This is a genomic window from Nocardia sp. NPDC051787 (assembly GCF_040681325.1).
GTDB lineage: Bacteria > Actinomycetota > Actinomycetes > Mycobacteriales > Mycobacteriaceae > Nocardia.
Map to the genome: position 1 here is coordinate 87,295 of NZ_JBFAYO010000019.1, position 14,060 is coordinate 101,354.

A 14,060-nucleotide genomic window follows, 5' to 3' on the forward strand; every position below is an offset into this window, starting at 1 on the left:
TTCCATGTGGGAATAACTGAGGAACGGATACGGTAATGCAGATGGTTAGATAAGCGAACGAGAGGGGCCGCGGTGGCGACCGAGACTGCGCCGGCGTCTGTCGGGCTCCGCTCCGAACGGGGCGCCATCCTCGGTTCGCTGATGCTGGCGACAGGGCTGGTCGCGCTCGACTCGACGGTCATCGCCACGGCGGTGCTGACCATCACCGGCAGTCTGGGTGGTTTCGCACAGTTCCCCTGGCTGTTCTCCGTCTATCTGCTGGCGCAAGCGGTGACCGTGCCGATCTACGGCAAGCTCGCCGATACCGTCGGCCGCAAGCCGGTGATCCTGTTCGGAATCGCGATGTTCGCGCTGGGTTCGCTGCTGTGCGGTGTGGCGACCAGCATGCTCGCGCTGATCGTCTTCCGCGCGGTCCAGGGCATCGGCGCCGGGGCGATCCAGCCGATGACGATGACTATCGCGGGCGATCTGTACACGCTGGCCGAGCGGGCCCGAGTACAGGGCTATCTGGCCAGCGTGTGGGCCATGTCGAGCGTGGCGGGTCCGCTGCTGGGCGGATTGTTCGCCGAATACGTCAGCTGGCGCTGGATCTTCCTGATCAACCTTCCGCTCTCCGCGCTCGCCGGTTGGATGCTGGTGCGCAACTTCACCGAGAGCGCGCCGCGGCGCACGCAACGCGTCGACTACCTCGGCGCGGCCCTGCTCACGCTCGGCGCGGGCGCGCTGATCCTGGGACTGCTCGAGGGCGGCCAGGCGTGGACGTGGTCCTCCCCCATGAGCATCGGAATCTTCGGCGGCGGCGCGGTCGTGCTCATGCTGTTCGGGCTCGTGGAGCGGCGGGCGCAGAACCCGATTCTGCCGCTCTGGGTGTTCACCCGCCGTGTGGTGATCGCCAGCAGCCTGGTCTCCGTGCTGATCGGAGCTGTCCTGCTCGGGTTGACCTCCTACGTCCCGACTTTCACCCAGGGCGTGCTCGGCACCGGCGCGCTCGTCGCGGGGCTCACGGTGGGCGCGCTCACCCTCGGCTGGCCACTGGCTGCTTCGCAGGCCGGAAAGGTATACCTGCGCGTGGGCTTTCGCACGAGCGCACTGATCGGCAGCGGACTGGCCGCGCTAGGAGCCGCCAGCACGCTGCTGATCACGCAAAACTCGACGCTGTGGCAGGTCGCCGCGTCCTGTTTCGTGATCGGCACCGGCATGGGCTTGGTCGCCACTCCTACCTTGATCGCGGCGCAGACCAGCGCCGAATGGACCGAGCGCGGCGTGGTCACCTCGGCCAATATGTTCGCCCGCTCGATCGGCAGCGCGGTGGGCGTGGCGGTGTTCGGGGCGATCGTGAACGCCCGGGTCGGTCATACCGATCACCCGCAGCCCGCGGCGCTCGCCTCCGCGGTGCACCTGGTTTTCGTCACGATCGCGGCGATGGCTGTGGTGATGGTGGTCGCGTCGGCCATGATGCCGAGTCGCTCGTCGAGCGATTGACGCGCGAGGATAGCCGGTTTTCGGAAGCTCTCCCGATACCCTCCGAAGGATGCTGGGCTTCCTGACCGAACCGGACTTGGAGGAAACAGTGGCGGTAGCCGTCTGCGCGATCATCGGGGTGTGCTTTCTGGGAATGGGCGGCTACGCGCTCGGTGCGCCCGCCGCGCTGATCCGGCCGTTCGGCGTCCAGCTCGCCGAACCACCGGCGCGCTATGAAGTGCGCGCCGTCTACGGCGGCTTCGGCGTAGCGATGGCGGCCGTGCTCGCGCTGGCCGCGGTGGACGTCGGATCACTGCGCTCCGGGATCATGGTCGCCGTCGGTGCCGCCCTGGCGGGTATGGCGCTCGGCCGGGTCTTCTCCGCCATGCTGGACGAGCGAACGGCCTTCTATCCCAATTGGTTCTACGGCGCGGTGGAGGCGATCGGCGCCACCGCGCTGTTCCTCACGGTGTAGCGAGATCTAGCGCAGCATGGATTCGCTTGTCGCGCTGGACTTGGCGAGCTTGCCGAGCACCAGATAGCCGCCCGAAACCAGCACCGCCCACACGATGCCGACGACGACAGCGGTGCGGCCGCTCTCGGTGAACAACAGCAGCACGACCACCAATCCGAGGAACGCCAGCGCCAGCACCGTGGTGTAAGGCGCGGCGGGCAGCCGGTAGTCGCTCGCGGGCAGCTCACCGCGGGCGACCTTGGCGCGGTAGAGCAGATGGCACACCAGGATGACACCCCAGACGAAGATGATGCCGATCGTCGACACCGAGGTGATGTAGGCGAACGCCTTGTCCGGGGAGATGACGTTGACGATCACGCCGATCACCATCGCCGCCGTCGACGCGGTGATGCCGACGTAGGGCACCGCGTTCGGGCTCAATCTGCTCAGCCGGGCAGGCGCCTCGCCGTGCAGAGACAGGGTGCGCAGCATGCGTCCGGTCGAGTAGATGCCCGAGTTGCACGACGACAGCGCCGCGGTGAGCAGCACGAAGTTGACGATGCCCGCCGCGCCGGGAATGCCGATCTGCTCGAACACCTCGACGAACGGGCTCTTGCCCGCCTGGAAGTTGCGCCAGCTGGACACCGACATGATCACCACCAGCGCACCCACATAGAACAGGCCGATCCGGAACGGCAGCGTGTTGATCGCCTTACGCAAGGTCTTGCGCGGATCGCGCGCTTCCCCCGCGGTGACGCCGACCAGTTCGACACCGACATAGGCGAACAGCACGATCTGCAGCACCAGCAGCGACTGGCCGACGCCGTTGGGGAACACGCCGCCGTCGGCCCAGAGATTGGTCACGGTCGGGTCGGCCGCGTGGCCGAATCCGAACAGCAGCACACCGATGCCGAGCAGGATCATGCCGACGATCGCGGTGACCTTGATGGTGGAGAACCAGAACTCGCCCTCGCCGAACAGCCGCACGGAGATCAGGTTGGCGGCGAACATCACCGCGAGCACGACCAGCGCGGTGATCCACGGTGCGATGTCGAACCAGTACTGGACGTACTTGCCCGCCACGGTGATCTCGGCCATGCAGGTCGCCACCCACACCGCCCAGTACGACCAGCCGGTCACGAAACCGGCGAAGCGGCCGAGGAATTCGTGCGCGTACTCGGCGAAGCTGCCCGAGATCGGACGATAGGTCAGCAGTTCGCCGAGCGCCCGCATGATCACGAAGATGGCCAGGCCCGCGGCCAGGTAGGCCAGGATCAGGCCGGGTCCGGCCTGCTCGATCGCACCTCCGGCGCCGTAGAACAGGCCGGTGCCGATCGCGCCGCCGATGGCGATCATCTGGATGGTGCGCGGGTTCAGGCCGCGTGCGTAGCCTTCCGAGTCGCCGCTGTCGGCGGAGTTCAGCGCTCCCGCGTCCGGAACGTGACCGTCGGAAGTGGTCATACCGCAGTCCTTACCCTCGCTGAGCGGCGACGCGACGACGCGGTCGTCGGCCGACGCGCCGAACACGATCTCGGAGCATCACAGGTTCGGCATGAATCAGCCCGTCACGCTACCGCGCCGCGCAGCGGCTCCCCGATGCCGGGCCGCCGGATTTCTACCGGATCGGACATTCGGCATGCCATCATCGGTTCGATACCGATGAGCACCTGTCATGACTGAGCAACCAACGCGGCGGCCGCGACTGCGCCGCTACGCCCTACGGGCCGTCCTTGCCCTGATAGCGGTCGTCGCCGTCCTGGTCGGCGCGGCGTTCGCGACGACGAATGTCCTGCGCATTCCGGCGCCGCCGACATTGCTGAACCTCATGGTCGACCCGCCCTCCACCCAGGGCGCGTTGTTCGAGAGCCGGACGGTGGCAGCCTCCGCCAGTCCGCGTCCGCTGCCCGTCGCGACGCGGCCGCTGCCGGACCGGGTTCCGTGGAAGGGCGGGCACGTCTCGGTCGCCGACTTCCTCCGCATCACGCACACCAATTCGTTCCTGGTCCTGCACGGCGGCGCTCTGACCCATGAGTGGTATCGCGACGGCGTCGCGGCGACCACACGCCAGTCCTCGTGGTCGGTGGCGAAATCCATTGTGTCGTTGCTCACGGGCCGGGCCATCGACGCCGGGAAGCTCCGCGAAGACGATCGCCTGGTGGACATCCTCCCGCAGCTGGCCACCGGCGGCCCCTACGACCGCGTGACCATCCGCGACCTGCTGGACATGGCATCCGGCGTCGACGTCGAGGAGAACTACAACAAATACCTGCCGCTGACCGGCACCGCCCGCATGTATCTCACCGAGGACCTGGCCGGATTCATCCGCGAGCACCGGAGCTTGCGATTCGAGCCCGGCAGTGCGGGCGAGTACCGCAGTGTGGACACCCAACTGCTCGGCATGGCGGTGGCGAAGGTCGAGGGGATGCCGCTGGGCGAGGTGTTGCAGCGCGACATCTGGGGTCCGATCGGCGCCCAGGACGACGCGCTGTGGAACCTCGACCGCGCGGGCGGCCAAGAGAAAGCATTCTGCTGCCTGAACGCCACGGCCCGCGATTTCGCCAAGATCGGCCAGCTGGTGCTGGACGGCGGACGCGCTGGCGACGCGCAGATCGTGCCACCAGCGTGGATCGAGCGCATCCGCACCCCGGCTCCGCGCCCGGTCGGCGACTGGCGTTATGGCGCGCAGTGGTGGCATCCGACCGGCGGGGACGGCGCGGACCTCACCGCCGTCGGGGTCTACGGACAGTACGTCTACGTCGACCCGCCCAGCGGCACGGTCATCGTCAAGCTCAGCGACCACGGGACCACGCAGGACGAGCAGGAGACCGTCGAGGTGTTCCGCGCGATCGCACACGGGTGAGGCGACCACCTCGAAATACACCGGGCACGCGAGGCGTTGGGACCGGTGATCGGCACTCTGGAGGAGACCCATGATCGACGTCCCGTTGTCCGTACTGGATCTCGCGCCGGTGCAGTCCGGCCGCACCGTCGGCGAAGGGCTCGACGCGACCACCAAATTGGCAAGGCGCACCGAGGCTTTGGGTTATCACCGGTTCTGGGTCGCCGAACACCACAACATGCCGGGCATCGCCAGCTCGGCGCCGAGCGTGCTGCTCGCCCATCTGGCGGCCGCCACCTCTGACATCCGGGTCGGTTCCGGCGGAGTGATGCTGCCCAACCACGCTCCGCTGGTGGTCGCCGAGCAGTTCGGCACGCTGCACGCGCTGCATCCGGGACGCGTCGACCTGGGCATCGGACGCGCGCCGGGGACCGACCAGGCGACCGCACGCGCGCTGCGGCGGACCGAGAACGGGTTGTCGGCGGAGTCGTTCCCCCAGGAACTGGCCGCGCTGCTCGGCTACTTCCGCGGAGCCGATCCCGGTGGCATCGCCGCGACGCCGGGCCGCGGCGAGGAGCCGGAGATCTGGCTGCTCGGCTCCAGCGGCTACAGCGCGCAGGTCGCCGCCGTGCTGGGCCTGCCGTTCGCCTTCGCCCATCACATCGCCCCGGAGAACACCGAGCCCGCGCTGGCGCTGTACCGCGAACATTTCCGGCCCTCGGAACGGCTGCCACGCCCGCACGCGATGGTGGCGGTCGCCGCCATCTGCGCCGATACCGACGAGCGCGCCGAAACCCTCGCCGGACCGCGCGACCTGGCTTTCCTGAATCTGATCCGCGGCACACCGCAGGCTCTGGCGACGCCGGAGGAGGCCGCCGCGTTCCGGCCGTCGGAGCACGAGCGCGCGTTCATTCGCCAGCGGCGGGCCGGGCAACTGCTCGGCTCGCCGGAGACGGTGCGCGATCAGCTCACCGACCTGCTGCAACGCACCGACGCCGACGAGCTGATGATCAACACGCTGGTCTACGACATCGACGACCGGGTCCGATCATTCGAATTGATCAAGGAGAAGGTCGCCGCGTAAGAACGCTGCGGGCGATGCACACAGCGGCGCAGCAGCAACCATGGGCGAGCGGAGATAACCCGGCCGCATTCGTAGTCATACCGGAGCCGATCGGAGCGAGCGCGGGAATGGGACGAGCGAGACATGGCCAGCCGCTTCGTGGTCATGCAGGAGGCCGGGTAGCGAACCGTCGACATGAGCGAGCGCAGCGCGCGAGCAATGGACACGGCCGAGCACTTGCTCGTGCCGGAGCCGGGCGCCAGTGCGGCGCGGATATGAGCGAGCGAATCACGGACACGGCCGCATTCGTCATGCCGGAGCCGCGGCAGCGAGGCACGGGTATCGGCACGGCAGGCGCCGGCAGAGCCGGTGGGTCAGTGTAGCCGGAAGCCGTGGTTGGTCAGCGATTCGCGCAACCGGTGCCTGCCGTTGAGACTGGCCGCCGAAGCGAGCCTGGCCAGCACGCGCTCGGTCCAGGAATGCGAGAGGGCACGCCGTCAGCGGTTGCCCGCAGCCTGAGCCGAACACAGGTAGGGTAAGTAAGGCAATCCTAATTAGTTTTCGTATCGGAGGTTCCCTTGGCCCGCCCTCGCACCACCCTCACTGTGCAACGCACCGAGTGGCTGACCCCGCATCTGATCCGGGTTCATCTCGGCGGCCCGGGCTTCGCCGCATTCCGGCCCAGCGAGTACACCGACTCGTATGTGAAGTTCATCTTCCCGCGCGACGGGATCGAAGTATTGCGCACCTACACCGTCCGCTCGGTGGACCCGATCGCCGAGGAGATCGCCCTGGATTTCGTCTTCCACGGCGCGGAAGGAATCGCGGGACCGTGGGCGGCCGCGGTCCAGCCGGGCGAAACCATCGAACTGCAGGGTCCCGGCGGCGCGTACTCGCCCCGCCCGGACGCCGACTGGCACTTGCTGGCCGGTGACGAGGCGGCGCTGCCCGCGATCGCGGCCGCGCTGGAGGCGATGCCGGGGGATGCGACCGGGCTCGCGTTCGTCGAGGTCGCCGGGCCGGACGACGAGCTTCCGCTGAAGAAGCCGGATGGCGTCGAGCTGACCTGGCTGTACCGCGGCGTCCGCCCGCCGGGCGAGCTGCTCGCCGAGACTGTCCGCCAGGCGCCGTGGGCGCCGGGACAGGTCCAGGTGTTCATCCACGGCGAGGCGAAGGCGGTCATGCATGACCTGCGCCGCTACATACGCCGGGAGCGCGGCGTGTCCGCCGAGTGGGCCGCGTCGATTTCCGGCTACTGGCGCCGCGGCCGCACCGAGGAAGGCTTCCGGGAATGGAAGGCCGAACTCAACGCGGCCGAGGCGGCAGCAGCCAGCAGCTGAACCACCACCGGTGGGCGTTCGTGGACGCACCGTAACAACGGTGTCGCACAGTCCGCACCGGCGCTCTCCCCCGTGAGTGGCACACGGTCGCGGCAAAACGCGAGTAGACCTCTCCACCGTGTGCCACTCGCCGCAGGCACGATGTGATCAGTCGCCCCAACTGCTCTGCTCCAAGATCCCCTCCCAGGTCAGAGATGGCAGATCGGGGTGACGCTGTTGCAGGAGAACACCGGCCAAGCTTCCGGGTAGCGCTTTCTGTGGCTTCGCCAGGGCTTGCGCTTCGATCGCGTCACCGAGTGCGCGGCTGCCGCCCACTCGCGGGTACGCGGCGTGCACCAAGTCGGCGAAGCCGGGCGGCAGGTCGGTCGGCGCGCCACCGACGTCGAGACCGATGCCCTCCACCGCGATCCAGGTCTCCGGCGGCCGGCGGCGGCGCCACACCGGCGAGTCGGTGAAACCCGCAGTGTGCGCGGCGATCGCGTCCCAGATCGTGTCCACCCTGGCATCGGTGACGCCGTTGTCCTCGAGGAATCGCGCGGCATAGTCGGCGCCATCGACCTCGAATTTCTGGTCTCCGTTCGCGATCTCGGCCAAACCGAGGTCGTGCAGTGCGCAGATGAGGTACATGGTTTCCTCGTCGTAGTCGGCACCGGGCCGCAGGCCCTGCCGTTCGGCGATGGCGCGTCCGAACAGGAAGCCGCGCACGCTGTGGTTGCGCAGGAACGGCGCAAGGTGGGTGGCGATCAGATCGCCCACCTTGCCAGCCAATTCGGTCAGCGGAAGGCTCAGCGAAAGTGCTTGCGCTGTGGCCGGTTTCGCGGCAACGACGTAAGCGCCTGCGGCAACGCCCGCGCCCAGCGCGGCGCGACGTGACATCGACATGGTCGACTCCCTGGTGAGTGATGGTGCGATCAGCGCGCGGACGCGCGGAAGCGCCTGCGGTAGTCGCTCGGCGAGGTACCGAGCAATTCGACGAAAGTGCGGCGCATCGTCTCCTCGGAGCCGAACCCGCAGCGGCGGGCGACCACCGCCATCGGCTCGTCACCGGATTCGAGCAGCGCCTGCGCGGCCTCGAGCCGGGCCTGTTTGACATAGCGCCCCGGCGTCATACCGATTTCCCGCTGGAACAGCCGGCTCAGGTGGCGCTCGCTCAACGCGGCGCGGGCCGCCATCGCCGCCAGGCTGTGGTCCGCGCACAGGTCGGCGACCACCGCGTCCACCACCTGGCGCACACCGCCGGTGCGCGGAGCCGGGATGCTGGTGCGCACGCTGAACTGCGACTGCCCACCCGGCCGATGCAGGAATACGACGAGGTGCTTGGCCAGGTTGCGCGCGAGTTCGGCACCGTGCTGCTCCTCGACGAGCGCCAGGGCCATGTCGATGCCCGCGGTGACGCCCGCCGACGTGATGATCGGCCCGTCCCGGACATAGATGGCGTCGGCGTCGACTTGGACGCGCGGAAACCGCTGGGCCAGTTCGGTACACGCCAACCAGTGCGTGGTGGCGCGCCGACCGTCGAGCAGTCCCGCTTCCGCGAGCACCAACGCCCCGGTGCACACCGATGCCACGCGGCGAGCGGCGCCGCCGACCGCGCGCACCGCGTCCACGAGTGCGTCCGGAACCCGATCTTCGGGCGCGTATCCCGGCACCAACAGCGTCTCGATCGGTCCGCCCAATTCGCTGAGCGCACCGTCGACACCCAGCGGCACTCCCACGTCGGTGCGCACGGCCGCACCGTCCGGCGAGGCGAACCGCACCCGGTGCCCAGCCCAGTGCAGCACCTGCACCGGCCCGGCGACATCGAGCATCAGCACACCGTCCGACACCGCGACGACAACGTCACCACTCGCCTGCATGAGCCCAGTCTCGAGCCAGCAGGCCATGTCGGCAAGGACACGTGCCCCACAGATTCGGACCTGCTGAACGCCATCGAGTCCACGCACCCCCGGCCTACGTCGCCACTGGAGGCGCTGCGCCCGTGGTACAGGTCTGGATGCGAACTTTCTCGGTTGCACGACACCACAGACGGTATGACTCGGTAATACCACCCTGGTAGACTGGCCTTATGAAGAAGATCACGATCAGCATTCCCGACGAGATCGCCGACAAGGCCGCCCGCGCTGTCGAATCCGGCAACGCCTCCTCGGTGTCCGCGTGGTTCGCTGATCTCGCCCGCCGCGAACCCGATTGGGCCGCAGCCTCCGAAATCCTGGCCGAACTCGCGGCCGAGGCAAGCGTCACCGACGCCGATCGCGAATGGGCCGCCAGCGTGTTCGATGAGATCGACGCCGAGCAGACCGACGCCCTCGGCGGTGCCGCGTGATCGTGCTCGACACCGGCGCTTTGATCGGACTCGAGAAAGGCAAGCCGCGCGCCGTCGGACTGCTCGAGGAAGCCGCCCGCCGGAAAACGCGGATCATCGTTCCCGCAACGGTGCTGGCGCAGGGGTGGCGCAACGATCCCCGTCAGCATCCGATTCGGCGGTTGCTGAAAACCGATACGGTGACCGTCGCCGCACTCGATGAGTCCGCCGCCGTGGCTGTCGGCACAGTGCTCGCCGCGACCAGCACCGCCGACGTGGTCGACGCTCACGTGATCGTGACCGCCCGCACCCTCCGGGCCGATCGTGTCGTCACCTCCGACCCGGACGAGTTGACCGCACTCGATCCTGCAGTCCGGCTGGTGGTGGTCTAGCAGGGAGCACGGCGCAACTGTCAAGCCGATGGCCGGGCGGACTGGATCACAGCCGCCCGGCCATCGGTTTCACTGCGGCGCGCTACTGTCGTGGCGCGCGCAACGCCTCCTCCACGAATTGCGTGGTGTAGGTCTCCGACAAGTTGATGCGATCGCGCACGGGACGCACGTTCTTCGAGTACTTGCCGAGGATGTCCAGCACGTTCTGCGCGCCTTCCGGTTTCATCAACCCGTCACTGTTGAACATGCCGATCGAGTCGCGGATCGACTGGACGTACAGGTCCTTGCCCGCGCTCGCGTACTGCGGCGGCATCTTCGCCGCGATCTCCTCCGGCGTGTGCGTCTTGATCCATTGCAGCGTCTGCACGAACGCGGTGGCGAGCTTCTGCACGATCTCCGGGTGCGCGTCGACGGTCGCGCAGCTCATGTACAGCGACGTCGCCGGATACAGTCCGCCCAGGGCGGCCCTCGTCCCCGCCTCGGTGCGCATGTCGACCAGGATCCGCGCCTCGCCGGAGTTCACCATCTGCGCCACCGTCGGGTCGGTGGTCATGCCCGCGTCGATGCCGTCGTGGTTCATGCCCGCGATGAAGGTCTGGCCCGCACCGACTTTCACCCGCGTGTAGTCCGCGGTGGTCATGCCCTCCTTGCCGGTGAGCGCCTGGGTCAGGAAGTCGGTCGAGGAACCGAGTGAGGTGACGCCCAGATTTCTGCCGCGCAGGTCGGCGACCGATGTGATGGTGGCCGCGTCGGCCTTCGACACCAGTTCGACCTCGCCCGGCACGTCCGACATCTGCACCACCGAGCGGATGCACTGGTCCTTGGCCTGCAGGTCGATGGTGTGGTCGTAGAACCCGACCACACCTTGCACGTCGCCGCTGAGCAGCGCGGTTTCCGCGGTGGCGCCGGACTGCTCGCCGAGCAGCTTCACGTCGATGTCGTTGCTCTTGAAGAAACCCAGCTGCTGGGTGAGCATGGCGGGCAGATAGATCACCTTTTCCAGCCCGCCGACCATGATCGTGATCTGCGGGCGGCCATTGGCCATCGGAATGGTGCGGGAGTCCCGGCATCCGGTGGTCAGCAGCAGTGCCGCGATCGCGACGACGACGAGCGCCCAATGCTTGCGATGCTTCATGATCAGATCCCGTGGTTGGAGTTCGCCTGGGACGGCCGCCATTTCAGCAACCGGTTCTCCGCCATGCCGATCCCCCACTCCGCGATCAGCGCGATCACCGTGATGATGATCATGCCCGCGTAGATGCCCGCCGAGTCGAAGGTGCCCTGCGCATTGCTGATCAGCAGACCCAAACCTTTACTCGCACCGGCGTATTCGCCGACCACCGCGCCGATCAGGGCGAAGCCGAAGGCGGTGTGCAGGCTGGACAGAATCCAGGTGGTCGCGCTCGGCAGCACGATCGACACCAGCACCTGCCTGCGGCTCGCGCCGAGGATGCGGGCGTTGTTGATCACGTTGCCGTCCACCTCGCGCGCCCCGGTGAACGCGTTGAAGAACACCGCGAAGAACACCAGCACCACCACGGTCGCCACCTTGGAACTCAGCCCGAGGCCGAACCAGATGATGAACAGCGAGGCGAGCACGATACGCGGAACCGCGTTGAGCGCCTTGATGAACGGCGCGAGCACCTCCGCCCAGTACCGGCTACGGCCGAGCAGCACGCCGAGCACTACACCGGCCACCGTGCCGATCGCGAAGCCGAGCACGGCCTCCTGCACCGTGGTGTAGATCTGCAGCCAGATCGAGCCGAACTGCGTTCCCTCGGTGAACCACTCGACCAGCCGCGCCCAGATCAGCGAAGGCTTGGAGTAGAAGAACGGGTCGATCCAGACCGTCGCGGTGAGCTCCCACGCCCCCAGCCACAGTGCGACCAGCAAGGCGCGCAGCCCCCAGGTGCGCAGGCGGGCGCGGCGGGCGTTGGTGCGCACCCGGGCCAGGATCTGCTCTTCGGTCTCGTTCTCCACCACCGGCGTTGCGACGGCGTCCTTGACCAGTACGTCATGCGACACGGGAGGCTCCCTTCGCCCGGGCTGCCTCGACCTCATCGCGCAGCGTTTCCCAAATTTCCTTGTAGATGTCGCGGAACTCGACAGTCAGCCGCACGTCCTCCACGCTGCGCGGCCGCTCCAGCCCGACGGTGAAGTCACCGCAGACGGTGGCCGGGCTCGCGGTCATGACGACCACCCGGTCGGCCAGCACGATCGCCTCCTCCAGATCGTGGGTGACGAAGATGACCGCCGCGTTGGTGCCCGCCCAGACCCGCAGCAGCTCGTCCTGCATGAGCTGGCGGGTCTGCACGTCCAGCGCGCTGAACGGCTCGTCCATCAGCAGGATCTCCGGCTCGTTGACCAGCGTCTGCGCCAGCGCGACGCGCTTGCGCATACCGCCGGAAAGCTGGTGCGGGTAGTAGCGCTCGAACCCGGCCAAGCCGACCTTGCGCACCCATGCCGACGCCTTCTCGCGCGCCTCGGCTTTCGACGCGCCGCGCAGGCGCGGGCCGAGCGCAACGTTGTCCAGGACGCTCTTCCACGGCAGGACGGCATCCTGCTGGAACATGTAGCCGATCCCGTCCGGGATCCCGTGGACATCCCTGCCTCGCACCAGCGTCCGCCCAGCCGACGCCGGTTCCAAGCCGGATACCAGCGAGAGCGTGGTGGATTTCCCACATCCGGTCGGGCCGACGACGGCGACGAATTCGCCGGGCCGCACCTCGAGGTTCAAATTCCGCACGGCGGTGTGGATGCCGCCGCCGGTGCCGGGGAAGCGCTTGGTCGCGCTCCGCAGCTCGATGAGTGATTGCGTCATTGCTTTCCTACTCCTGCGAGATCGGGATACGGCGACGGTACGTGTCCCGCGTCACAGCGCCGAGGTTGTGCGCACAACCGCCGGAAACACGGGATTCGCAGGTTTTGCGCATTCTGCTCACCCGCGATAGACCACCGTGGCGCAGCCGGAATCGCAACCGGCAGACGGACGTCCGCTTTGCCGGCGGACCGCCGGGCCGGGCCTGACCGGTCACTACATGGGTTACGAGTTCACCGTGGAGTTCGAGGCACTGTTCGGCGCTCGGCGTCCGCAGTTCATCAATCTCGGCGTGCCCGCCGCGGATCTCGATGCCGCATGGGCGCGGATCGCCGCGATGTGGGCAGACGGGCCGGGCGGCTGGGCCTTCGGACTGTCCGCGGCCGGTGAGCTTGCCCATGCGCCGGTGCTGCTGGCCAGCGGCGGGCTCGACACCTGGAAGATGGGCTTGCACCCGATGTTCGTCACGTTCGCGCTGGGCGTCGGCGTGAATGCAATGGTCTTCGACCCGCGCGGCACCGGGGAGACCGCAGCGGCACCGGGCCGTCGACTTCGGTTGTCCGGTGGACGCGGCGTTCGAACCGGAGAACTTCCGGCGCCTGATGTTCGGCATGAGCGACATCGCGGCAACACCTCCGTTTTCACCGCGCCGCCGACCGAGGCCAAGATGCCGACCGCGGCCCGGCCAGCCGCCATCACACCTTCACGCCTGGATCCATTTCGTCTCATGGGTCTCGATGATGTCGACCCGGTATACGTCGGTTCGGCCGGTCAGTTGATTGGCGAGATATAACGCGCGGGGTAGGTTCCCGGCCCGGATGCACTGGGACTGATATGCGTCCCCATCGACATTGCGGTAGTGCACCCGGTATCCGTATCTCTCCACTTCCTTCATCGTCCGCGAATTCCTGCTCCAAGAGGCATTCCATCGTGCCGGTCATCGTCGATCCCGGAACCGCCGCCGTGGGGGTTGGCCAGGGACCGACAAACACTTCGATGTGTCATGCCGGCAATTCCATCAGGTGCGCATTGCCGCGGGCCGCGAGGAAATCCAGCAGGCAAATGCGCGACATCGCCATCCCGGACAGATGGCCGGCGAGCGTGACGACCACATGCGTTCCCGAGCGGCGGCACGCGTGCACGAGTTCGGCGAACGCGTGCGGAACCGACCAGGTCTGCGGTGACGACTCGTGGAACACCGCCGCGAACTCATAGCCGTGCTGCCTGGCGAACGCCTCCAGCTGGGCATGACACGCGGCGACTTCCGAACCCTCCAGCAAGTCCAAGCGAAGGTAGCCGTAAACCAGCGGCCGGACCCTCGTGTCAACGGACCACTCGACATCCCCCGTGTTGCTTTTTCCCTTGCTCATGGTGCTGCTCATGGTGCATCT

The 14,060-nt window shown here is 67.7% G+C and carries 15 protein-coding genes and 1 pseudogene; 8 read left to right on the forward strand and 8 right to left on the reverse strand.

Annotated elements, in window-relative coordinates; genetic code table 11:
* The first annotated feature begins 72 nt into the window (after nt 1-72).
* Entirely contained in the window at nt 73-1,482 is a 1,410-nt protein-coding gene (locus AB0M45_RS21360; protein ID WP_364331695.1) for an MDR family MFS transporter, read from the forward strand.
* 49 nt (nt 1,483-1,531) lie between these two features.
* Complete coding sequence (locus AB0M45_RS21365) at nt 1,532-1,936, forward strand: DUF4345 family protein (protein ID WP_364331698.1); 405 nt, start codon at nt 1,532-1,534, stop codon at nt 1,934-1,936.
* A 6-nt stretch (nt 1,937-1,942) separates the two neighbouring features.
* On the opposite strand, the gene AB0M45_RS21370 is transcribed toward AB0M45_RS21365, so the two are convergent.
* A complete protein-coding gene (locus AB0M45_RS21370) occupies nt 1,943-3,376 on the reverse strand; it encodes an amino acid permease (protein WP_364331701.1) in 1,434 nt (477 codons plus the stop codon).
* Nucleotides 3,377-3,587: 211 nt separating this feature from the next.
* Between AB0M45_RS21370 and AB0M45_RS21375 the strand changes: the two genes are divergently transcribed.
* Both AB0M45_RS21375 and AB0M45_RS21380 read left to right on the forward strand, forming a co-directional pair.
* On the forward strand, nt 3,588-4,775 hold the full coding sequence (locus AB0M45_RS21375) for a serine hydrolase (protein ID WP_364331704.1): 1,188 nt from the start codon (nt 3,588-3,590) through the stop codon (nt 4,773-4,775).
* 70 nt (nt 4,776-4,845) lie between these two features.
* A complete protein-coding gene (locus AB0M45_RS21380) occupies nt 4,846-5,838 on the forward strand; it encodes an LLM class flavin-dependent oxidoreductase (RefSeq protein ID WP_364331707.1) in 993 nt (330 codons plus the stop codon).
* Nucleotides 5,839-6,191: 353 nt separating this feature from the next.
* Here AB0M45_RS21380 and AB0M45_RS21385 read toward each other — a convergent pair.
* Nucleotides 6,192-6,305 (reverse strand): annotated as a pseudogene (locus AB0M45_RS21385) (NADPH-dependent oxidoreductase); the annotation flags it as partial.
* Nucleotides 6,306-6,422: 117 nt separating this feature from the next.
* Between AB0M45_RS21385 and AB0M45_RS21390 the strand changes: the two are divergent.
* Nucleotides 6,423-7,157 carry a siderophore-interacting protein gene (locus AB0M45_RS21390; protein ID WP_364331711.1) on the forward strand — a complete coding sequence of 245 codons (735 nt, stop codon included), beginning with the start codon at nt 6,423-6,425 and terminating at the stop codon, nt 7,155-7,157.
* A 147-nt stretch (nt 7,158-7,304) separates the two neighbouring features.
* On the opposite strand, the gene AB0M45_RS21395 is transcribed toward AB0M45_RS21390, so the two are convergent.
* Nucleotides 7,305-8,039: an HD domain-containing protein gene (locus AB0M45_RS21395; protein WP_364331714.1), complete on the reverse strand. Its 735-nt coding sequence runs from the start codon at nt 8,037-8,039 to the stop codon at nt 7,305-7,307.
* Nucleotides 8,040-8,068: 29 nt separating this feature from the next.
* Nucleotides 8,069-9,013 carry a helix-turn-helix domain-containing protein gene (locus AB0M45_RS21400; RefSeq protein ID WP_364331717.1) on the reverse strand — a complete coding sequence of 315 codons (945 nt, stop codon included), beginning with the start codon at nt 9,011-9,013 and terminating at the stop codon, nt 8,069-8,071.
* A 209-nt stretch (nt 9,014-9,222) separates the two neighbouring features.
* Between AB0M45_RS21400 and AB0M45_RS21405 the strand changes: the two genes are divergently transcribed.
* Nucleotides 9,223-9,480: a hypothetical protein gene (locus AB0M45_RS21405; RefSeq protein ID WP_364331720.1), complete on the forward strand. Its 258-nt coding sequence runs from the start codon at nt 9,223-9,225 to the stop codon at nt 9,478-9,480.
* Entirely contained in the window at nt 9,477-9,851 is a 375-nt protein-coding gene (locus tag AB0M45_RS21410) for a PIN domain-containing protein (protein ID WP_364331723.1), read from the forward strand. Before AB0M45_RS21405 ends, AB0M45_RS21410 begins: the two co-directional genes overlap by 4 nt.
* An 82-nt stretch (nt 9,852-9,933) precedes the next feature.
* Here AB0M45_RS21410 and AB0M45_RS21415 read toward each other — a convergent pair whose 3' ends face one another.
* Genes AB0M45_RS21415 through AB0M45_RS21425 form a run of 3 tightly spaced genes read right to left on the reverse strand, consistent with a single transcriptional unit; the run spans nt 9,934 to nt 12,672 of the window.
* Nucleotides 9,934-10,986 (reverse strand): ABC transporter substrate-binding protein, encoded by a 1,053-nt coding sequence (locus AB0M45_RS21415; RefSeq protein WP_364331726.1) that lies wholly within the window; start codon nt 10,984-10,986, stop codon nt 9,934-9,936.
* 2 nt (nt 10,987-10,988) lie between these two features.
* The gene (locus AB0M45_RS21420) at nt 10,989-11,876 is read right to left on the reverse strand and encodes an ABC transporter permease (RefSeq protein ID WP_364331730.1); all 888 of its coding nucleotides are present in this window, start codon (nt 11,874-11,876) and stop codon (nt 10,989-10,991) included.
* Nucleotides 11,866-12,672 (reverse strand): ABC transporter ATP-binding protein, encoded by an 807-nt coding sequence (locus AB0M45_RS21425; RefSeq protein WP_067466630.1) that lies wholly within the window; start codon nt 12,670-12,672, stop codon nt 11,866-11,868. The genes AB0M45_RS21420 and AB0M45_RS21425 overlap by 11 nt, the downstream gene beginning before the upstream one ends.
* 217 nt (nt 12,673-12,889) lie before the next feature.
* Between AB0M45_RS21425 and AB0M45_RS21430 the strand changes: the two genes are divergently transcribed.
* A complete protein-coding gene (locus AB0M45_RS21430; RefSeq protein WP_364331734.1) occupies nt 12,890-13,462 on the forward strand; it encodes a hypothetical protein in 573 nt (190 codons plus the stop codon).
* Nucleotides 13,463-13,670: 208 nt separating this feature from the next.
* Here AB0M45_RS21430 and AB0M45_RS21435 read toward each other — a convergent pair whose 3' ends face one another.
* Nucleotides 13,671-14,039, reverse strand: a complete 369-nt coding sequence (locus AB0M45_RS21435; RefSeq protein ID WP_364331737.1) for a hypothetical protein — start codon at nt 14,037-14,039, stop codon at nt 13,671-13,673.
* Between the last annotated feature and the right edge of the window lie 21 nt (nt 14,040-14,060).